Origin of the sequence: Streptomyces sp. NPDC088124 (assembly GCF_040685895.1) — a bacterium.
Lineage (GTDB): Bacteria > Actinomycetota > Actinomycetes > Streptomycetales > Streptomycetaceae > Streptomyces.
On sequence record NZ_JBFBJB010000056.1, the window covers coordinates 1 to 17,324 of the forward strand.

At 71.6% G+C, this 17,324-nt stretch carries 17 protein-coding genes; 7 read left to right on the forward strand and 10 right to left on the reverse strand.

The features are described 5' to 3' along the window. Window positions 1-113 precede the first annotated feature (113 nt). Window positions 114-533 carry a hypothetical protein gene (locus AB0P17_RS33855; protein ID WP_365817095.1) on the forward strand — a complete coding sequence of 140 codons (420 nt, stop codon included), beginning with the start codon at window positions 114-116 and terminating at the stop codon, window positions 531-533. A 108-nt stretch (window positions 534-641) separates the two neighbouring features. Then, on the forward strand, window positions 642-851 hold the full coding sequence (locus tag AB0P17_RS33860; protein ID WP_365817097.1) for a Scr1 family TA system antitoxin-like transcriptional regulator: 210 nt from the start codon (window positions 642-644) through the stop codon (window positions 849-851). On the opposite strand, the gene AB0P17_RS33865 is transcribed toward AB0P17_RS33860, so the two are convergent. Continuing rightward, entirely contained in the window at window positions 785-1,861 is a 1,077-nt protein-coding gene (locus AB0P17_RS33865; protein WP_365817190.1) for a protein kinase family protein, read from the reverse strand. The two genes, AB0P17_RS33860 and AB0P17_RS33865, sit on opposite strands and share 67 nt — an antisense overlap. A gap of 199 nt (window positions 1,862-2,060) precedes the next feature. Between AB0P17_RS33865 and AB0P17_RS33870 the strand changes: the two genes are divergently transcribed. Then, window positions 2,061-2,318: a hypothetical protein gene (locus AB0P17_RS33870; protein ID WP_365817099.1), complete on the forward strand. Its 258-nt coding sequence runs from the start codon at window positions 2,061-2,063 to the stop codon at window positions 2,316-2,318. Window positions 2,319-2,493: 175 nt separating this feature from the next. Here the strand turns inward: AB0P17_RS33870 and AB0P17_RS33875 are convergent, their stop codons facing one another. From AB0P17_RS33875 to AB0P17_RS33895, 5 genes are all read right to left on the reverse strand, one after another. Continuing rightward, window positions 2,494-2,913 carry a hypothetical protein gene (locus AB0P17_RS33875; RefSeq protein WP_365817101.1) on the reverse strand — a complete coding sequence of 140 codons (420 nt, stop codon included), beginning with the start codon at window positions 2,911-2,913 and terminating at the stop codon, window positions 2,494-2,496. Beyond that, on the reverse strand, window positions 2,910-3,179 hold the full coding sequence (locus AB0P17_RS33880; RefSeq protein ID WP_365817104.1) for a hypothetical protein: 270 nt from the start codon (window positions 3,177-3,179) through the stop codon (window positions 2,910-2,912). The genes AB0P17_RS33875 and AB0P17_RS33880 overlap by 4 nt, the downstream gene beginning before the upstream one ends. Window positions 3,180-3,305: 126 nt before the next feature. Then, entirely contained in the window at window positions 3,306-3,770 is a 465-nt protein-coding gene (locus tag AB0P17_RS33885; RefSeq protein WP_365817106.1) for a hypothetical protein, read from the reverse strand. Window positions 3,771-4,553: 783 nt separating this feature from the next. Further along, window positions 4,554-5,741: a serpin family protein gene (locus AB0P17_RS33890; RefSeq protein ID WP_365817108.1), complete on the reverse strand. Its 1,188-nt coding sequence runs from the start codon at window positions 5,739-5,741 to the stop codon at window positions 4,554-4,556. A gap of 199 nt (window positions 5,742-5,940) precedes the next feature. Continuing rightward, a complete protein-coding gene (locus AB0P17_RS33895) occupies window positions 5,941-7,224 on the reverse strand; it encodes an adenylosuccinate synthase (RefSeq protein ID WP_365817110.1) in 1,284 nt (427 codons plus the stop codon). A gap of 227 nt (window positions 7,225-7,451) precedes the next feature. Between AB0P17_RS33895 and AB0P17_RS33900 the strand changes: the two genes are divergently transcribed. Next, complete coding sequence (locus AB0P17_RS33900) at window positions 7,452-8,384, forward strand: diacylglycerol kinase (protein WP_365817112.1); 933 nt, start codon at window positions 7,452-7,454, stop codon at window positions 8,382-8,384. A gap of 89 nt (window positions 8,385-8,473) precedes the next feature. Then, the gene (locus tag AB0P17_RS33905) at window positions 8,474-10,489 is read left to right on the forward strand and encodes a hypothetical protein (RefSeq protein ID WP_365817114.1); all 2,016 of its coding nucleotides are present in this window, start codon (window positions 8,474-8,476) and stop codon (window positions 10,487-10,489) included. On the opposite strand, the gene AB0P17_RS33910 is transcribed toward AB0P17_RS33905, so the two are convergent. Continuing rightward, window positions 10,486-11,016 (reverse strand): MarR family transcriptional regulator, encoded by a 531-nt coding sequence (locus tag AB0P17_RS33910; protein ID WP_365817116.1) that lies wholly within the window; start codon window positions 11,014-11,016, stop codon window positions 10,486-10,488. The two genes, AB0P17_RS33905 and AB0P17_RS33910, sit on opposite strands and share 4 nt — an antisense overlap. Window positions 11,017-11,147: 131 nt before the next feature. Here AB0P17_RS33910 and AB0P17_RS33915 point away from each other — a divergent pair, with 131 nt between their 5' ends. Beyond that, complete coding sequence (locus AB0P17_RS33915) at window positions 11,148-12,122, forward strand: ABC transporter ATP-binding protein (protein ID WP_365817118.1); 975 nt, start codon at window positions 11,148-11,150, stop codon at window positions 12,120-12,122. Further along, complete coding sequence (locus AB0P17_RS33920) at window positions 12,119-13,753, forward strand: ABC transporter permease (RefSeq protein ID WP_365817120.1); 1,635 nt, start codon at window positions 12,119-12,121, stop codon at window positions 13,751-13,753. The genes AB0P17_RS33915 and AB0P17_RS33920 overlap by 4 nt, the downstream gene beginning before the upstream one ends. Window positions 13,754-14,159: 406 nt before the next feature. On the opposite strand, the gene AB0P17_RS33925 is transcribed toward AB0P17_RS33920, so the two are convergent. From AB0P17_RS33925 to AB0P17_RS33935, 3 genes are all read right to left on the reverse strand, one after another. Continuing rightward, a complete protein-coding gene (locus AB0P17_RS33925) occupies window positions 14,160-14,831 on the reverse strand; it encodes a response regulator transcription factor (protein WP_365817122.1) in 672 nt (223 codons plus the stop codon). Then, window positions 14,828-16,072, reverse strand: coding sequence for a histidine kinase (locus AB0P17_RS33930; protein ID WP_365817192.1), 1,245 nt, complete (start codon window positions 16,070-16,072; stop codon window positions 14,828-14,830). The genes AB0P17_RS33925 and AB0P17_RS33930 overlap by 4 nt, the downstream gene beginning before the upstream one ends. Window positions 16,073-16,368: 296 nt before the next feature. Next, window positions 16,369-17,277, reverse strand: coding sequence for an alpha/beta hydrolase (locus AB0P17_RS33935; protein WP_365817124.1), 909 nt, complete (start codon window positions 17,275-17,277; stop codon window positions 16,369-16,371). Between the last annotated feature and the right edge of the window lie 47 nt (window positions 17,278-17,324).

A 17,324-nucleotide genomic window follows, 5' to 3' on the forward strand; every position in this document is an offset into this window, starting at 1 on the left:
TACATCAATCCGTCCCTCGCCGTCCTGCTGCTGCTCGCGCTCGGCTGCGCCACCGTCTCCGCCGTGCTGTACCGCAAGCAGCGCCACGACAACACAGAAGAAAGGCTGAACCGTTGAGCTCCAGCGACCTGACCCGCAGACACGCTCTCACCGCTGCCGCCGCTGTCACCGCCGCCACAAGCCTCACCTCCACCGGCCTTCTCACGACGCCGGCCGCCGCCGCGCCGGCGCCCCTCAGGAACGACGAACTCAAGGAAGCGCTGCGCCGCGTCGAAGCCCGGCGGCGCCGCCTCGACACCAGCCGCCCGTCCGCCAACGGATGGGAGATGCAGAAGGCCACGGACGACGGTGGTGACATCGTGGCCCGTCCCGTACCGGGCTGCGCGGAGTTCTACGTCGTGGATGCCCCCGGTCTCGGCGACACCCCTCCCGACTTTGTCGACGGTCCCGATGACCTCTCGAACGACGGGCAGCGATTGCCGAGTTGGGCGTCCCCCTTCTCGCTGCTCCGGTCGGCCTCGCCGCACGGATGAGCTGTCCCTCCTGCGGTCCCTGAGACAGCGAATGCCATGGGCGCCACGCTTCAAGCGTGGCGCCCGTCTCCTATGTGCCCTGCGTCCCCGACGCCTTCACTCACCACCGTGGACAGCCTGAGGCCGCCGGACCAGTTCAAGGACTACGTACTGCTGGAGCAGAAGGCGGTGGGGCTCCAGCTGTACGCGATGCACGCCATCCAGGGCTTCTTCCAGACGGAGGAGCACGCGCGGGCGCTGATCGGCGGGGGCTATCCGCCGCTGCCGGTGGAGGAGCTGTACGTCCCGCCAAGCCGGCGGATCTCCTCCAGCGGGTAGGGGGTTTGCCTGCTCTGGTGCTGGAGCTTGCGGTTGAAGTCGGACATCACCGCGGCGATCGGAGCGTGCCGGGCGAGGATCGCTGCGGCCTTCTGCGGGATTCCTGTGGGGCGTTTGCCCTCCGCGTAGGCGCGCACCAGTGCGTAGCGGCCCTCCCGGTCCTCTCTCTGGTAACCGTGCAGAGCGGTGACCAGCCAGTTCACCAGATACGTGGCGGTGTAACAGCGATCGTAGGTCTGATGCCGGTCGAAGAAGTCGGCCTCGTCCTGCGACAGCTCGAACGCGGAGTGCATGGCGAGGCCGTAGTCCGCGAAGTAGAGGCGCCGGCCGTCGGTCAGGATGTTCTCGAAGTGCGCGTCGAAGTGCAGGAGTCCGCGGCTGTTCATGAACGAGGTGCCGGCTGCCAGATCCGCCTCCACCATGGCGCAGGCCCGGTTGGCGGTCTCGTCTCCTGCTTCGACCTGGGTGCCCAGCCACTGGTGCAGGTTCTGTGGAATGTACTCCAGGAACAGCGCGACGCTCGCCGAGGACTGCTGGAGAGCCTGGATCCGGCGGCGCACCTGCGGTCCGCCGCCCCAGTAGGCGACGGCCTGTTCGATGTCGGCCAGTTCTTCGGGCAGGGGCGTCGAGTCCGGCAGCACCCGCCAGTGGTACATGAGGGGGAAGCCCTCGTACTCCCCCGCGAGTACCCAGTTCGTCGTCATGGTGTGCACGGCGAGCTCTCGCCAGACCCCGAAGCCCGGCCCGCCGATGCCGTACTGGCAGAAGACAGGCAGCTCGAACAGGTTCGCCGTGGACCGGAGGTGCTCGGGTTGCCTCTCCGGATCGGTGAGGGGCACCCGCTTGACGAAGACCGGGGTTCCGGCGACCTCCAGCAGGGCCGACTTCCCGCCGATGCCGGATCCGATCGGCACGGCCGCCTCCACGAGCTCGCGCAGGGTGCGATCACTGCACAAGGCCAGGGATGTGGAGGCGGCACTATGAGCGGTCAGACGCGCACCGCGCGACACTTCACGGCACTTCACTGTGGCCTCCACTGGGCGCCGAGATCGACTCCGCAATGGTTGCGGTCCACGGAGAGCCGATGCTCAGGCCACGAGTCGGCGGAAGCAACCCTTCCGGGTGTGCGGTGGTCTTACCGGGTGTGGTGCGCAGAGGGCCGGCCTCTGTCGACTCGTACCGGTGAACCGACGTGAGAGGGCGTAGTCCATGGAGCTCGATCCCGGCCTCTGCCTGGATGTTCCGGAGGGTTTCGACGATTCGGATGCCGAGACTCAGGTGCATCCCATGGCCAGGAAGCTGTTCCCCGCCACCACTGCCGCGGAAGCCTTCAGGAAAGCCTGTGAGTGGGTGGGAGAGCAAAAGGTCTTCCTGGTGGATGTGTCATGGGATTTCGCGTATGACGAGGACGAGCCCTACACGCTGAGCATCTATTTCACGTTCGAGCTGGATCCCGAAGACGCCTGACATCAGAACGAACGAAGCTGTATCCCTGGGCTGCTGATTCAGCGCGGCGGTGAGGGTCCAGGGTGCGATCGTCCAGACGGCGGCGGTACCGATCTTCGCACCTTGACAAGCCGTCACCCGCACCCAGGCGCAGGTGCAGGTGCAGGTGACGGCATGCAGGGGGACGGCCTTGTGGCTACTCCTCGATACGGATCACACGCACCCCCGTGCCCCGGTACCGCACCGGATCACGGGTGAGTACGGGACGTCCCCTCGGCCACTCCACCGAGGGGCGGGCGAGATGCAGCGCGTGCGCGCCGCTCCAGTCGGTCTCGGTCGTCTTCTGCTCGCGGAGGTGCTTTCCGACCGCTGCGGCGCCCGCGAAGTCCAGTTCCGTGATGTCGACGGACGGCAGGGCCCCGACATGCTCCGCGACGCCCGCCCGGTCGCTCTCGGCGACCGCGAGGCACAGCGCGGGAAGGTAGATCCGTAAGGTCGGGTCCTTCTCCGCCTCGACCACCAAGCGGGACGCCATGCGGTTTCCCGCGCCGAGTGCGAGGGCCGCCGTGTCATCGAGCACCACCGCACGCGGCAACGGGTACTGGTCCTTCTTCACTCCTGGACCTCCCCGAGGCGCCCGGAGACGATGCCCGCCCAGAGGTCTTCGCCGGCCTTCTCGTCCTCCTCGGTGTACGGCCTGCCGAGGAGGTGCTCCTCGATGTACGCCTTCGTCTCCTCGTACCGCTGAGCCAACTCCTCCTTCGTGGGGGTCGCGCCCGCCAGTTCGGCCAGCAGGTCGCGCATGGTGATGCCGCGATCCCTGGCCAGCTCCTGGAGCCGGTCGCGGACGGCGGGGTCAACCTTGATCGTTGTGTCGGCCACATCGACAGTATACCTGCGGTATACCATCTCGGGGCGTTCGAGCGTGACGGTCATGACACTCCGTATCGCTGCAGGTAGCCGACCCATGAAATCGGGATCGGGAGCTTCAAGCCGGGCCGAGGCCGGTCAGGCGAGGCCGGGTGCGGCGGGCGCGTGCGGGGCCGTCAGGGCCGCGCGGGCCTTGGCGCCGCCCCTCTTCGCGGCGGCCACGAAGCCGCGGGCCGCCGCGTTCAGGGGTGGCGGGGCGCAGGCGCGGCAGGTGCCCGAGGGCGGGAGCGGGGCGCGGCACTCCTCGCATTCGGGGACCGTCCGGGGCGGCCCCGCCGGTGGCAGCGGCGTCGGCATCTTGCGGCGCAACCGGTCCGCGATCAGGCCCGGCGCGGAGAGCACCGGCGTCGGCAGCCCCGCCGTCAGCGCCTGCCTCACCTGCGCGTCACTCGCGCCGCAGCCCCGCCATTCCTCCACCAGCGGTGCGAGCCGTACCGCTTCGACGGTTCCGAGGGCGAGCCGGGGCTCCCGGCGACCGAGGGAGAGCAGCAACTCCGTGGCGGACCTGAGCTGTTCGGGAATGGACAGTTTCTCCCGGCGCACCGCCCGCGCCCGTCGCTTCGGGGTCGGGCTCGGAGTCGGACTCGGGGAAGGGGAGGGAGGTTCTTGTTCCCCAGTCGTTTCTCCCATAGGGAGCGGGCCCGACACGCCGGTGGCCTCCTCACCGGAGGCCAGGTTTCGGCCATTTTCATCACCGCCGGCAGCGTCGCCGTCGACGGCTCCCGGTACTTCGTTCGTGTAAGGGTGATCGAATACTTCGTACACCGTGGAGAGTTGACCGGATTCCCGGTCCTTCACGACCGACCGGCGCAGATAGCAGGATTCCTCCAGCTCACGCAGGGCTTCGCCGATCCGCGTGCGGCCTTCCTTGCGCTGATCGGCAAGCGAGCGGATCGAGGCGCGGGCGCCGGGCGGCAGACTGAGTAAGTACATGAGTACGCCTGCCGCGCACCACGAGATGCTGCGATCGCGCAGGAGCGCGTTGGCGAAGGTGGAGAAGGAACGCGTGGGCGTTGTACGGTAAATCCGCATCCGGAGGGTCACTCCTGGTGTCGAGCCCCCGGGTGACCCAATCACCGCGGGGGTATTTCATGTCCCAAGCTCGGGCCTGATCGCAGACCTGAAGGACTGCCGTGACTGTAACGCCACGCACTGTGACGAGCGCAAGTGCCGACGATGTCGCCCGGGACCTGCGTTCGATATACCGCAGATCACCCACCGAACCAGTGTTGACCTGCGGATATCTTCCGGGCAGAACCGTTCAGCCACGAGGCCGAGCGCTCCGTGACGGCAACCGGAGTTCACCCATCGGAGTGATACCGCCGTTCAGGACTCGCCAAGTCCTCCCGGGCGGTCGGCCTGGTAACCCGCGAGAAGGGGGACCGTGCCACTCCCGTCCAGCACTGAAACGGCGAACGGCCGGTCGAGGCGCACCGGGGCCGTCCGCAGCAGCTGCCCCGGGCCGTCGAAATGGGCCCGGTTCGCCCAGGGCCGGTCCGTGGCGGTGCCGGCCGAGGTCTCGGAGGTCAGGCCTTCCTCGTCGAACCGTACGAGGCAGCTCTGGACGGCCCGGTCGCAGTGGACCGGCTCGGAGAACATCCGGGGGAGTTCGGCCGATGGCGAGAAGAGGCGCTTCACCCCGAGCGCTGCCAGTTGGGGCGACATGTCGATGTCGCCGGAGAGCCACAGACGCGGTAGCTCCAGCAGCACCGCCTCGGGACGTCTGCTGCCGCGGCTCCCGCGGATCGCACTCCCCTGGGCGGCCGGGGCCCACGAGGCCGATATCACCTCCGCGGGCGGGACTTGCCGGTCCTCACCCAGTGCGAAGCGGACCCTGACCGGCGGTGTGGCGGGCGCCGCGCTCCTGTCCCCGGCGCGAGCCCGCAGTTCGACCACCGTGACCCGGCCGTGCGGCCGCGCGAGGGTCCAGGCGTCCTCGACCGGTACTTCCGCGACCATGGCGGGGACGCGGTGCGTCACGCCCTCCGCATCGGTGAAGGGGAGCTCACGGGTGAAGGACGGCTCAAAGGGCCGCTCCCACTCGGCTCGCAGCGCGACCGTGCTGACGAGGAGGGCACAGTGTGCGGGATCAGCGCACTCTGCCGCCTGGCCGAGCAGGGCGTCCGTGCCGTGACTCCACCGGTGGAGCCCGTGCGGGCCGTCGAGGCCGGGCTGCCCGACCTCGATCGCGTACGAGGGCGTGCCGAACTCCGGCCGCGCCGGAAGCCGGCTCGACATCCTGGCCGAGGCGATGAACGCGCCCTCCCGTCCGAGTGCGCGGACCGCGGTGGCTTCCACCTTCCGGGCACGAACCGGGCCGACGACCCCCCGCAGCTCTTCGCGAGTCGCCCCGTCCGCGCAGGCCTCCAGGGCTGCCAGCGCCAGCCACAGACCGGCAGGCGAGCAGATCACGTCACCCCTGGCACCACGGACCACCGGATCGTCGAAAAGCAACTCCAGCCACAGCTCGCCCAAGGCCGTGATCGCCTCGGCGACGTCGGTTTCCGTGCGCACAACAGTCCTCCTGCCGGCAGCTCCACAGGGAGCGACATCGTGGCATGACAGTGCGTTCCACGGTGTTCCTGATGAGGTTACGGGCGCGGCCCCGCCTCCAGCCCCGCCGACTGGAGCAGCGCCGCTGCCACGCCGCAAAAGACGCCGCCCCGGCGGCCGTTCGGGGCTCCGGGGCGGTGTTGTGTTCGGTTGCGCGCTGCTACAGGAACGAGTTGATCTCGATCGTCTCCGTGCGGCCCGGGCCGACGCCGATCGCCGAGATCGGCGCTCCCGACATCTCCTCCAGCGCCTTCACGTACGCCTGCGCGTTCTTCGGCAGGTCGGCGAACGTCTTCGCCTTCGTGATGTCCTCCGACCAGCCGGGCAGGTACTCGTACACCGGCTTCGCGTGGTGGAAGTCCGTCTGGCTGTACGGGAGTTCCTCGACGCGCTTGCCGTCGATCTCGTACGCCACGCACACCGGGATCCGCTCCCAGCCGGTCAGCACGTCCAGCTTGGTGAGGAAGAAGTCCGTCAGGCCGTTGACCCGCGTCGCGTAGCGCGCGATCACCGCGTCGAACCAGCCGCAGCGGCGGTCGCGGCCCGTGGTGACGCCCCGCTCGCCGCCGATGCGGCGCAGGGCCTCGCCGTCGTCGTCGAAGAGTTCCGTGGGGAACGGTCCGGCGCCGACGCGCGTCGTATAGGCCTTGAGGATGCCGATGACCCGGTTGATCTTCGTCGGCCCGACACCCGAGCCGGTGCAGGCGCCGCCCGCCGTCGGGTTGGACGAGGTGACGAAGGGATACGTGCCGTGGTCGACGTCGAGCAGGGTGCCCTGGCCGCCCTCGAAGAGGACGACCTTGCCCTCGTCGATCGCGTTGTTCAGGATCAGCGTCGTGTCGGCCACGTACGGCTTGAGCTGGTCCGCGAAGGTCAGCAGCTCCTCGACGATCTTGCCGGACTCTATGGCCCGCCGGTTGAAGACCTTGGCGAGGAGCTGGTTCTTGGACTCCAGCGCCGCGTCGACCTTCTGCTCCAGGATCGACTCGTCGTAGAGGTCCTGGACACGGATGCCGGTGCGGTTGATCTTGTCGGCGTAGGTCGGGCCGATGCCGCGCCCGGTCGTGCCGATCTTCCGCTTGCCGAGGAACCGTTCCGTCACCTTGTCGACCGTGACGTTGTACGGCGTGATCAGGTGTGCGTTGCCGCTGATCAGCAGCTTCGACGTGTCGACACCGCGCTCGCCAAGACCGTTCAGCTCGGAGAACAGGACAGCCGGGTCGACCACCACACCGTTACCGATCACCGGGGTGCACCCCGGGGAGAGGATTCCGGAAGGGAGGAGATGCAGTGCGTACTTCTGGTCGCCCACGACGACCGTGTGGCCGGCGTTGTTGCCGCCCTGATAGCGCACGACATAGTCCACGGAACCACCGAGCAGGTCGGTGGCCTTTCCCTTGCCTTCGTCACCCCACTGAGCACCGAGCAGCACAAGTGCGGGCACAGGCGTACACCCCTTCCGGGCGGGGCATGTCCAAGGTCAGGGACGCACAAACGCCGTTCGTACGGCGTGAGTACGCCGTCACCACGCGTGATCCGTGCCTGCGACATCGCACAGCGTTGTACGACACAGACCTGACCGTCGAACCGGATGCCCCGGAATAGACGAAGCCCCTGGCGCAATAGCGCAAGGGGCTCTTGCACAAAGATGCTACCCGAGGAAGGACCGAGGTGTCGGCTCCGGAGCCCGCCGAGAACGGCGCGCAGCAGCTTCTGGTGGTCATCGACCCGGTGGCAGGCCGGACCGACGGCGAATCGGTGCGGATCGCGAGAGACGTGCTCAGCGGGGGCGCGGCGGTCAAACTCTGCTTCCCGGAAGGCCCCGAGGAGCTGGCGCGGGCGCTGGCCCGGCGCGGCAGCCGGCGCCCCGTGCTGGTGGGCGACGACCGGGCGCTGCTGCGGATGGTCTCGCTGCTCCACCGGGAGCGCGAGCTGACCGCGGGCGCCCTCTCGCTGGTGCCGGTGGGCGCCTCCGTGGAGCTGGCGCGTTCACTGGGCGTGCCCATAGGCGCGGTGGCGGCGGCGCGGGCGGTGCTGGACGGCGCGGTGCGCAGGCTGGACCTGCTGGTCGACGACAGCGACGGGGTGGTGCTGGGCGATCTCCGTATCCCGGCCCTCCCCGCGCTCCCCGGGCGCGCGGGGGCGGGCGGGGACCGGGAACCGGGCGGTGGCACGGGGGTCCCGCCCGCCGTCGCCTCGGTCTGGCACACCTGCCGCTCCCTGGTCCGTACGCTCGTACGCCCCGTCCCGCACGCCCTCGCGGTGCACACGCACCGGCTGCGCGTGGAGGCGGACGGCGTGGTGCTGAGCGATCTGGACGAACCGGTCGAGGCGGTGACCGTACGGTCGCGCGGCGGCCGGGCGGAGGTGGTGATCCGGACACAGGGTGCGGCGGAACCGGTCAGGGCGAGCGCCCTCTCCGTCACGGTCTCGGGTGCGGACTTCCGCTACCGCGCGGACGCCCGCGTCGCCGGTCCGGTCCGTACCCGGACCTGGACGCTCCGGCCGGGGGCCTGGGGGCTGACCCTGCCCGCCGGCGCGGGCGGCGGGCCGGCGGTGGCGGGGGCGTACGCGGGTCCCGGCGGCGGCCCCGGCGGCGGCTGACACCTCTCTCCGCCGGGGGGTGCGGCTGCTCCCTGGTCAGCGAGGCGGTTACCCTCAGCGTCCGATCAACGCCCGGGGGGACGGAACAGATGCACGGCACGTACGGCACCGCGGCTCAGAGACCCGGGCCCGGCGGAGGCGAGGACGGGGACAGGGACGGAGGCGGGGACAGGGACGGAGACGGAGGCGGGGGCAGCGACGCGGGTGGCGGTCCGAGGGCGGCCGTCGCCCTCGATCTCCCCGACACCGCGGAGGCCCTGACCCGCTACCGGGCCCGCTCCGGCACCTGGACGCGCGGCGGGCTCGCGCTGCTGGCCGGCGTCGCGGTCATCGCGCTCGCCGCCCGGGGCCGCGGGCTGACCTGGCCGCAGGAGGTGCTGCCGTCCCTGTGCGGCCTCGGCCTCTTCGCGACCGGGCTCGGCGTGGTCGCCCGCCGGCTCGCCCGCCGGATGGGGCACCGCCTGGCGCGGTCGCCGTGGACGGCCTGCGCCGCGGTCTCCGTACCGCGCGGGCTGCACGCGGGGACGGTGGTGCTGCGTGACCCGGTCACGGGTGATCTGTGGCCGATGGCCGTGGTCGCCGTACAGCAGCGCTACCAGCTCGTCGAGCCGGGTCCCGGCGGGGTGCTGTGGTGGTCCGGCGATCCGCGGACCGGCGGGGTGATCGCGCCGCCGGGCGGCGGGGAGCTGGTCTGGACGCGGGCGGTACGGGGGGAACGGGCGCGGCTCAGGAGCGTACGGGCGGCTGCGGAGCGCGGTCTGCTGGACCGGCCGGTTCCACGGCAGCCACAGCCGGCCGCCCGGCCCGTACCGCCGGAATCGTCCTCCGCCTCCTCCGCCGATTCGGCCTTTCGCGCGCTCACCGCCGCCGTCCGCCACCGGGGCGTCTTCCGCTGGGTCCTGCTCGTCGGCGTGATCGCGCTCGGCGTGGGCATCGCCTCCCTCGAAGCCTCGATGAAGGACCCGCGGATCCAGCTCACCGTGATCGACGCGGGCTCCGACGGTGTCTGCGCCGTGCGGTGGACCGAGCCGTGGAGCGGCGCGGAACGCCGGGGCACGTACCACTGCGACCCGGACCGCGATCCTCTCCTCGACGACGGGGAGACGGGGTGGCTGGTCTCGTACGGCCCGTGGAAGGGCGACCTGTACGACGCCGAGGAGCGCGGCACGATCGCCAACGACGTGAACGGCGCGGTGTTCCTGGCCGGGGCCGCGCTCACCCTGACCGGTCTGGCCGGCGGGGGCCTGCGGCTGTGGCGGTGGCGGCGGAGCCAGGAGGAGAGCGGCGGAACCGCGGCCGGGGCCGGGATGGGGGGCGGCGGCCGGGCGCCCCTGCCGTCCTCGCTGCCCTCGCCGTCGGCGCCGGGCCTGCGGCCGCGCCCGCCCGTCAGCCTCGCCAAGGTCACCGATCATCTGGCCCGTGCGGACCGCCGCGCGGCGGTCGCCTTCACGTACGCGGCCCTGGCCGCCGAGGCGCGCCGCGCGCCCGTCCCCCGGCCCGGAGGCCGGTACCGCCCCGACCTCGACATCCGGGCGGTGCGGTGGTGGCGGGTGCGGACGCTGCGTGAGCTGAGTTCGCTGACCGCCGTCCTCCAGAGCCTCGGCGTGGCGGCGGGGGTCGGGGTGCTGTGGCTGATCCCGGGCGACGAGATGCCGTGGCTGACCCTGCTGGTGGGCGGCTTCTGTGCCGCCGCGGGGGTGACGGCGCTGGGCCGGCTGGTGTGGCGGGGCGTGCCCACGGTGCGGGCGCTCGTCCGGGCGGCCCTCGCGCCGGTGCCCGTGCCCAAGCGGTACGTCCTGCTGAACGATCCGTACGGCGCGGGTCCCGTGCTGCTGTTCTTCCCGGCCCACGGCGGTGACGACGACCTGCCGGAGGCGCTGCTCGGCGTACTGCCGCCCGGTACGGCACGCCGGCCGTGGCTCGGGCTGCCCGCCCCCACCGGGGAGGCGGAACTGCGCGGCTGGCTGGACCCGTCCCCGGCGGTCGTGCCGTGGATCGAGGGCCGGGCGCTGTGGCCCCGGCACCCGTACGAGGAGATCAACCCGAACGACCCCGGGATCCGTACCTATTTGGAGCTGCTGGCCCCCAACATCACGCCGCGTTAGCCCTTCTTACCGGCCCCGACCGCCGCCGCCCCGGCCACCGCCGCCCTGCGCTGCTCCTGGAGCGCCCGCCAGCGGTCCATCATCGCCGCCACCTCTTCCTGCACGAACTCGAAGAACTCGACACTCTCCGCCAGCCGCGCCCCCGCCGGGGTGTCCCGCCCCAGCGAGTCCGCGCCCTCGCGCAGGGCGTTCTCCCAGCGCGTGAGCACCGCGTCGCGCTGCGTGAACGTCGTGTACCAGACGTCGTCGTGCACCCGGTAGCGGTCCCGCCGCGTGCCCGGGTCGCGCTCCCGGCCGGCCAGCCCGACCTGGACGAGGTAGCGGATCGCGCCCGACACCGCCGCCGGGCTGATACCGAGCCGCTCGCTCAGCTCCGCGGAGGTCAGGGACCCGTCGTCCGCGGAGACGATGGCGGCGAAGACCCGCGAGGCCGTCCGCTGCATCCCGGACTCGGTCATCACCGCCGCGAACCGCTCGACGAAGCGGGTCACCGCTTCCGGGTTCCGCGACGGGCTGTTCTCGTTCATCGCCTGCTCGTCTCCCCTGCTGTCCGCTGCGCGTGCCGTCCGTGTCCGGGCCCCGTGTCCCGATCTTAACCCGATCCTTTTTACGCTTCCTTAACTTCACAATTTTGTGAAAGTAGCGTAGCTTCCAAATCATGACGAAGGCAATCAGCGTCGCCGGACTGCACAAGTCGTTCGGCCGGACGCACGCGCTGGACGGCCTCGATCTCACCGTCGAGACCGGTGAGGTCCACGGCTTCCTCGGCCCCAACGGAGCCGGGAAGTCCACCACCATCCGGGTCCTCCTCGGGCTTCTGCGCGCCGACTCCGGCGGGGCCCGGCTCCTCGGCCGGGACCCGTGGCAGGACGCGGTCGAGCTGCACCGGCGCGTGGCGTACGTCCCCGGTGACGTGACCCTGTGGCGCAACCTCTCCGGCGGCGAGGTCATCGACCTGTACGGACGGCTCCGCGGCGGGAACCTGGACGCGCGGCGGCGGGCCGCGCTCATCGAGCGGTTCGAACTCGACCCGACCAAGAAGGGGCGTACGTACTCCAAGGGCAACCGCCAGAAGGTCGCCCTGGTCGCGGCGTTCGCCTCGGACGTGGAGCTGCTGATCCTCGACGAGCCGACCTCGGGGCTCGACCCGCTGATGGAGGAGGTCTTCCAGAGCTGCGTCACCGAGGAGCGCGACCGGGGCAGGACCGTCCTCCTCTCCAGCCATGTGCTGAGCGAGGTCGAGGCGCTGTGCGACCGGGTGTCCATCATCCGCAAGGGCGTGACCGTCGAGACGGGCTCGCTGGCGGAGCTGCGCCACCTGACCCGTACGAGCGTGAGCGCGGAGCTGGCGGGGCCGCCCGCCGGGCTCGACCGGCTGCCCGGGGTGCACGACCTCGACGTCCAGGGGACGCGGGTACGGCTCCAGGTCGACACCGACAAGCTCGACGCCGTGCTCCGGTCCCTGTCCGCCGCCGGGATCCGCTCCCTGAGCAGTACGCCGCCGACGCTGGAGGAGCTGTTCCTCCGCCACTACGCGGCGGACGGTGCCGCCCCGGCGAACGGGGCCGACGGGTCCGGCAGGTCCGACACCCGGTCCGGCACCGGCACCGGCGAGAAGCGGGTGGCGTCATGACCGCCGGGCTCGCCACCGGCACCCCGCGTGCCCTGCCCGTGGCCCGTACCGGCGGCTCCCGGCAGCTCGCCGGTACGGGACCACTGCTCCGGCTCGCCCTGCGCCGCGACCGGATCATGCTCCCCGTCTGGGTGATCGTCCTCGGCGGCTCCTTCATGTCCGTCGCCCGCTCCCTCACCTCCGTGGCCGGGACGGCGGCCGAACGCGCCGACCTCGCACGCTCCCTGGGGGCCAACAGCTCCCTGCGCGCCCTGTACGGGCCGGTCTTCAGCGACTCGATCGGCGGGCTCACCGCCCTGCGGATGACGGCGTTCGGCACCGCGCTCGCCGCCGTACTGAGCCTGACCCTCGTCGTACGGCACACCCGGGAGGAAGAGGAGACCGGCCGCCAGGAGATGCTCTCCGCCGCGATGGTCGGACGCCGGGCGCCGCTGACCGCCGCGCTGCTCACGGCGCTGATCGCCCATGCCGCGCTGGCGCTGGTGATCACGGCGGGGCTGGCCGGGGCGACCGGCGACACCACCGGCTCACTGGCGCTCGGCCTCGCGGTCGCCGGGGTCGGCATGCTCTTCGCGTGCACCGCCGCGATCGCCGCGCAGATCACCGAGAACGCGCGGCTCGCGAAGGGCCTCACGGCCGCGGTCATCGGCGCCGCGTTCGTCCTCAAGGCGGCGGGCGACGCCTCGACCGCCGACGGCTCCTCCGTACTGACCTGGCTCTCCCCGCTGGGCTGGGCCGAGCACGTACGCGCCTACGCGGACGAGCGGTGGTGGGTGCTGCTCCTGCTCGTCGCCGCCGTCGCCGTCCAGGCGGTGCTCGCGTACACCCTCGCCGGCCGGCGCGACATCGGGATGAGCTTCCTGCCCGCGCGGCCGGGCCCGGCGGCGGGCCGGCTCGCCACGGCGGGCGGACTGGCGTGGCGGCTCCAGCGCGGGAGCGTGGCCGGCTGGGGCGCCGGATTCCTGGTCAGCGGGATCATGTTCGGCGGGATCACGGACGGCGCGGCCGAACTGGTCGGCGACAACGAGCGGACCCGCGAGATCATCCAGCGCATGGGCGGCGAGCAGGGGCTGACGGAGGCGTTCCTCGCCACGATGGTGAGCCTGCTCGGGATGGTGGCCGCGCTGTACGCGGTCTCCTCCGTGCTCCGGCTCGGCACCGAGGAGACGGGCGGCCGGGCCGAACCGGTCCTCGCGGGCGCGGTCGGCCGGCTGCGCTGGGCCGCGGGCCATCTGCTGATCGCCTTCGGCGGCGCCGTACTGATCATGCTGCTCGGCGGGGCGGGCCTGTTCCTGGGGTACGGCCACGACCTGCCCGGGATCCTCGGCGCCTCGCTCGTCCAACTGCCCGCGATCTGGCTGCTGGGCGCGGTGGCGGTGCTGCTGTACGGGGTCGTCCCGAGGGCGGCGGTGGGCGCGTGGGCGGCGAGCGGTCTGGCACTGGCGCTCGGCTGGCTCGGCCCGGCGCTCGGCCTCTCACAGGCGGTGATGAATCTGTCGCCCTTCGGCCACCTCCCGAAGCTGCCGGGCGCGGAGATGGCGTGGCCACCGGTGCTCGTGCTGACGGGGCTGTCGGTGGCACTGGTGGCGGCGGGACTGGTGGGGCTGCGGCGGCGGGATGTGCTGACCTGAGCCGGGCCGGCCCGGGTGCGTAGGTCATGACGGGCCGGTTCCGTCCACAGGGTGTGGACAGGGCCGGCCCGCGCACGTCAGCAGAGGAAATCCGTCAGACCTTCGGTGTCGAGTTCGATGGAGACGGGTTCGGGGAGCAGAATCCTCTTGCCCAAGTCCGCCACGTGACACTGTGAACTACCGGTCAGAACAGTCCCGAAATGCGTTTCCCTCCCCGGCTGAAGCCGGGGATAGCCACGCAAGATCAGGGATGGTGCACCTCCTGTCAGGCGGACACCAGCATGACCGGCCCGCGCGCAGCCGAAACGGCCCTTCCCGATCCGATCACCCTCGTGAGTGATCAAATGACGAGTACTCGCCACCGCGTACCGGACTGCTATGCGCGTCACCTCACCCCGGCGTCACCTCACCCCGGCGTCACCAGCCGCGCCTCGTACGCGAACACCGCCGCCTGCGTCCGGTCGCGCAGTCCCAGCTTCACCAGGATCCGGCTCACGTGCGTCTTGATCGTGGACTCCGCGACCACCAGGTGCTCCGCGATCTCCGCGTTCGACAGGCCCTGCGCGATCAGTACCAGGACCTCCGTCTCGCGCTCCGTGAGCTCCCCTATCCGGGCCATCGCCGGGCCGCGCGGGGTGTCCGAGAGCTTGGAGAACTCCGTGATCAGGCGGCGGGTGACCGTCGGCGCCAGCAGTGCCTCGCCGGACGCCACCACCCGTACGCCGTCCGCGAGCTGCCGCGCCGAGGCGTCCTTCAGGAGGAAGCCGGAGGCGCCGGCCCGCAGCGCCTGGTACACGTACTCGTCCAGGTCGAACGTGGTCAGGACCAGCACCTTCGCGTCGGCGTCGGCCGCGACGATCTCGCGGGTCGCCTCGATGCCGTTCAGCTCGGGCATCCGGATGTCCATCAGGACGACGTCGGGGCGGAGCACCGCGACCTGCCGGACCGCCTCGCGGCCGTTGACCGCCTCGCCGATCACCTCGATGTCCGGCATCGCGTTCAGCAGCACCGAGAAGCCCTCGCGGACCATCACCTGATCGTCGACGATCAGCACCCTGATGGTGTTGCCGCTGGTCATGACGCGTCCCCGTCCCGAACGGCGGCCACCGGAATGAAGGCCGCGACCTCGTACCCGCCGTCCTCCGTGAGGTCCGCGGTCATCTCGCCGTTCAACATCGTGACACGCTCCCGCATGCCGGTAACCCCGTGCCCCGCCCCGGGCGACGGCTTGACCAGGCCCCGCGGCGGCGTGTTGACGATCCGCAGGCCCAGGCCGCCGAGCACGTACGCGATCTCGACGCGCGCGGTCGACCCGGGGGCGTGGCGCAGCGCGTTGCTCAGGGCCTCCTGGACGATCCGGTACGCCGACAGCTCCACGCCCTGCGGCAGCTCGCGCACCGCGCCGGTGATCGTCTTCTCCGCGGTGAGACCGGCCTCGCGGACGTTGTCGATCAGTCCGTCGAGCTCGGCGAGCGTGGGCTGCGGGGCGTCCGGCGCCTCGTAGTCGTCCGCCCGTACGACACCGAGGATGCGGCGCAGCTCGGTCAGGGCGGCGACCGCGTTCTCACGGATCGTGACGAACGCCTGCTCCAGCTCGGGCGGCGGGTTCTCCACCCGGTACGGGGCGGCCTCGGCCTGGATGGCGACCACCGACATGTGGTGGGCGACCACGTCGTGCAGCTCGCGGGCGATGGTGGTGCGCTCCTCCAGCAGCGTGCGCCGGCCCCGCTCGACGGCGGTGACGCTCACCTGCTCGGCGACCTCCTGATCCGCCCTGCGGCGGACCTGCCACATGCTCACGGCCAGCAGGATGACCGCGGAGACGAAGAGCATGGGGATGGTGGTGGAGTACCCGTAGCTGTACGAGCGGTTGAAGAAGAACTCCGAGAACACCGCGAACCCGGCGGTCATCGCCCACATCCAGGCGGCGGTGCGCGGGCCGGTACGGATGGCCGTCACCGTCAGCACGACGAGGTATCCGACGAAGGTGGTGGGCGTCCAGGGCCAGTCGTGCCGGTCGAAGACATTGACGAAGAGACTGACCCACAGTGCCAGCCACCAGGCGCCGACGGGCCTGACCAGCGTGAGCAGGACCGGGAAGACCGGCAGGAGGGTGCGCAGGTCACGGTCCCCGACCCCGATGGCGAACATCACCAGCGCCACGCCGACGATCAGGACGTGCGGCGTCCAGCCCGCGAACTCGCGTATCCGCCCGGGCAGCCGCCGGGTGAACGGGCCGTCCGTACGCATGGGCGGCAGCGGGCGGTAGGCGAAGGCGTCCTGGATGAGCGCCTGACGCAGGCCGCCGAGCGCGCCCATGGCGTGGTGGAACTCGTTGTCCCGGGGCTTCCCGGATGGGGTTTCGGTCACTCCCTCAAGGTAGGGGGAGGGCAGGACCGGGTCGTCAGCACGGAAGCGGATCCTTCCCCGTCCGTCCCAGGTACTACGGGGTGACGGCGTGGGCGCCGCGCGTGCTCACCGCGCGTGCCCACCGCGCGTGCCCACCGCGCGTGCCCACCGCGCGTGCTCACCGCGCGTGCAGACCGCGCGTGCAGACCGCGCGTGCCCACCGCGCGTGCCCACCGCGCGTGCCCACCGGGGCGGAACAGGCGTGCTCACCACGCGAGCTGGGCGATCTCCTCCGCGACCACCGCGCACGCGTCCGCCGACGGGTCCACGAGCGGGAAGTGCCCGACGTCCTCCAGCAGCGTCAGCCCGACCAGTTCGCCGGCCCGGCCCGCCGCATCCACGTACGCCTCGGCGACCTCGTACGGAACGGTGAGGTCCGTACGGCCCTGCACCACCGTCGTCGCGATCCCCGTCGGCAGCAGCGCGGCCGGGTCCGCGCTCTCCCTGCGCAGCTTGAACTCCGCTTCACCGCCGAGGAGTTGGAGCACGGCCCCGCCGCACACCGCCAGCTCGACGGCGCGTACGAGGTCCGCGATCGGCGCCAGCGCGACGACCCCGCGCAGCGGCGGCGGCTCCGCCAGCCGCCAGGGCGAGCCCTCCGGCAGCACATGGCGGGACGCCGCCCAGAGCGCGAGGTGGCCGCCCGCGGAGTGCCCCGTCACCACCGTGCGCCGCACGTCGGCCTGTGGCAGCGCGGCCTCGGCGAGCGCCGGGAGGGCGTCGAGCGCGGCGGCCACGTCGTCGAACGTCTCGGGCCAGCGGCCCGCCACCGGCCCACCGCTCCCGTTCGTACCGCCGACCGCGTCAGGAGCGGCCGGTCCGGCCGCCCCGCGCCGGTACTCGACGTTGGCGACGGCGAACCCGCGCCGCGCCAGGAAGTCCGCGAACGGGGTGAGGTGCCGCCGGTCGTACGGCGCGCGCCACGCGCCCCCGTGCAGGACGACGACGAGCGGCACGCGCTCCTGACCGTCCCGGGGAGCGTAGAAGTCGATCACCTGATCAGGGTGTTCACCGTACGCGGCGGTGGCATCGGGCCGGACGACCGGACGGGTGAGGACCGCTTCGGTCTCTGCGGCGTCGCGAGCGACAGCGTCGTGCGCGGCGGGGTCCGGCATCTTGCGCCAACCTTTCGGTACGGGGGCCGAATTGACCTGATCAGCGG

Excerpts from the sequence above, each read along its gene's own strand:
- AB0P17_RS33920 (WP_365817120.1), top strand. The coding sequence starts at position 12,119 with ATGACCGCCGGGCTCGCCACCGGCACCCCGCGTGCCCTGCCCGTGGCC.
- AB0P17_RS33910 (WP_365817116.1), bottom strand. The coding sequence starts at position 11,016 with ATGAACGAGAACAGCCCGTCGCGGAACCCGGAAGCGGTGACCCGCTTC.
- AB0P17_RS33915 (WP_365817118.1), top strand. The coding sequence starts at position 11,148 with ATGACGAAGGCAATCAGCGTCGCCGGACTGCACAAGTCGTTCGGCCGG.
- AB0P17_RS33930 (WP_365817192.1), bottom strand. The coding sequence starts at position 16,072 with ATGGGCGCGCTCGGCGGCCTGCGTCAGGCGCTCATCCAGGACGCCTTC.
- AB0P17_RS33935 (WP_365817124.1), bottom strand. The coding sequence starts at position 17,277 with ATGCCGGACCCCGCCGCGCACGACGCTGTCGCTCGCGACGCCGCAGAG.
- AB0P17_RS33925 (WP_365817122.1), bottom strand. The coding sequence starts at position 14,831 with ATGACCAGCGGCAACACCATCAGGGTGCTGATCGTCGACGATCAGGTG.
- AB0P17_RS33870 (WP_365817099.1), top strand. The coding sequence starts at position 2,061 with ATGGAGCTCGATCCCGGCCTCTGCCTGGATGTTCCGGAGGGTTTCGAC.
- AB0P17_RS33905 (WP_365817114.1), top strand. The coding sequence starts at position 8,474 with ATGCACGGCACGTACGGCACCGCGGCTCAGAGACCCGGGCCCGGCGGA.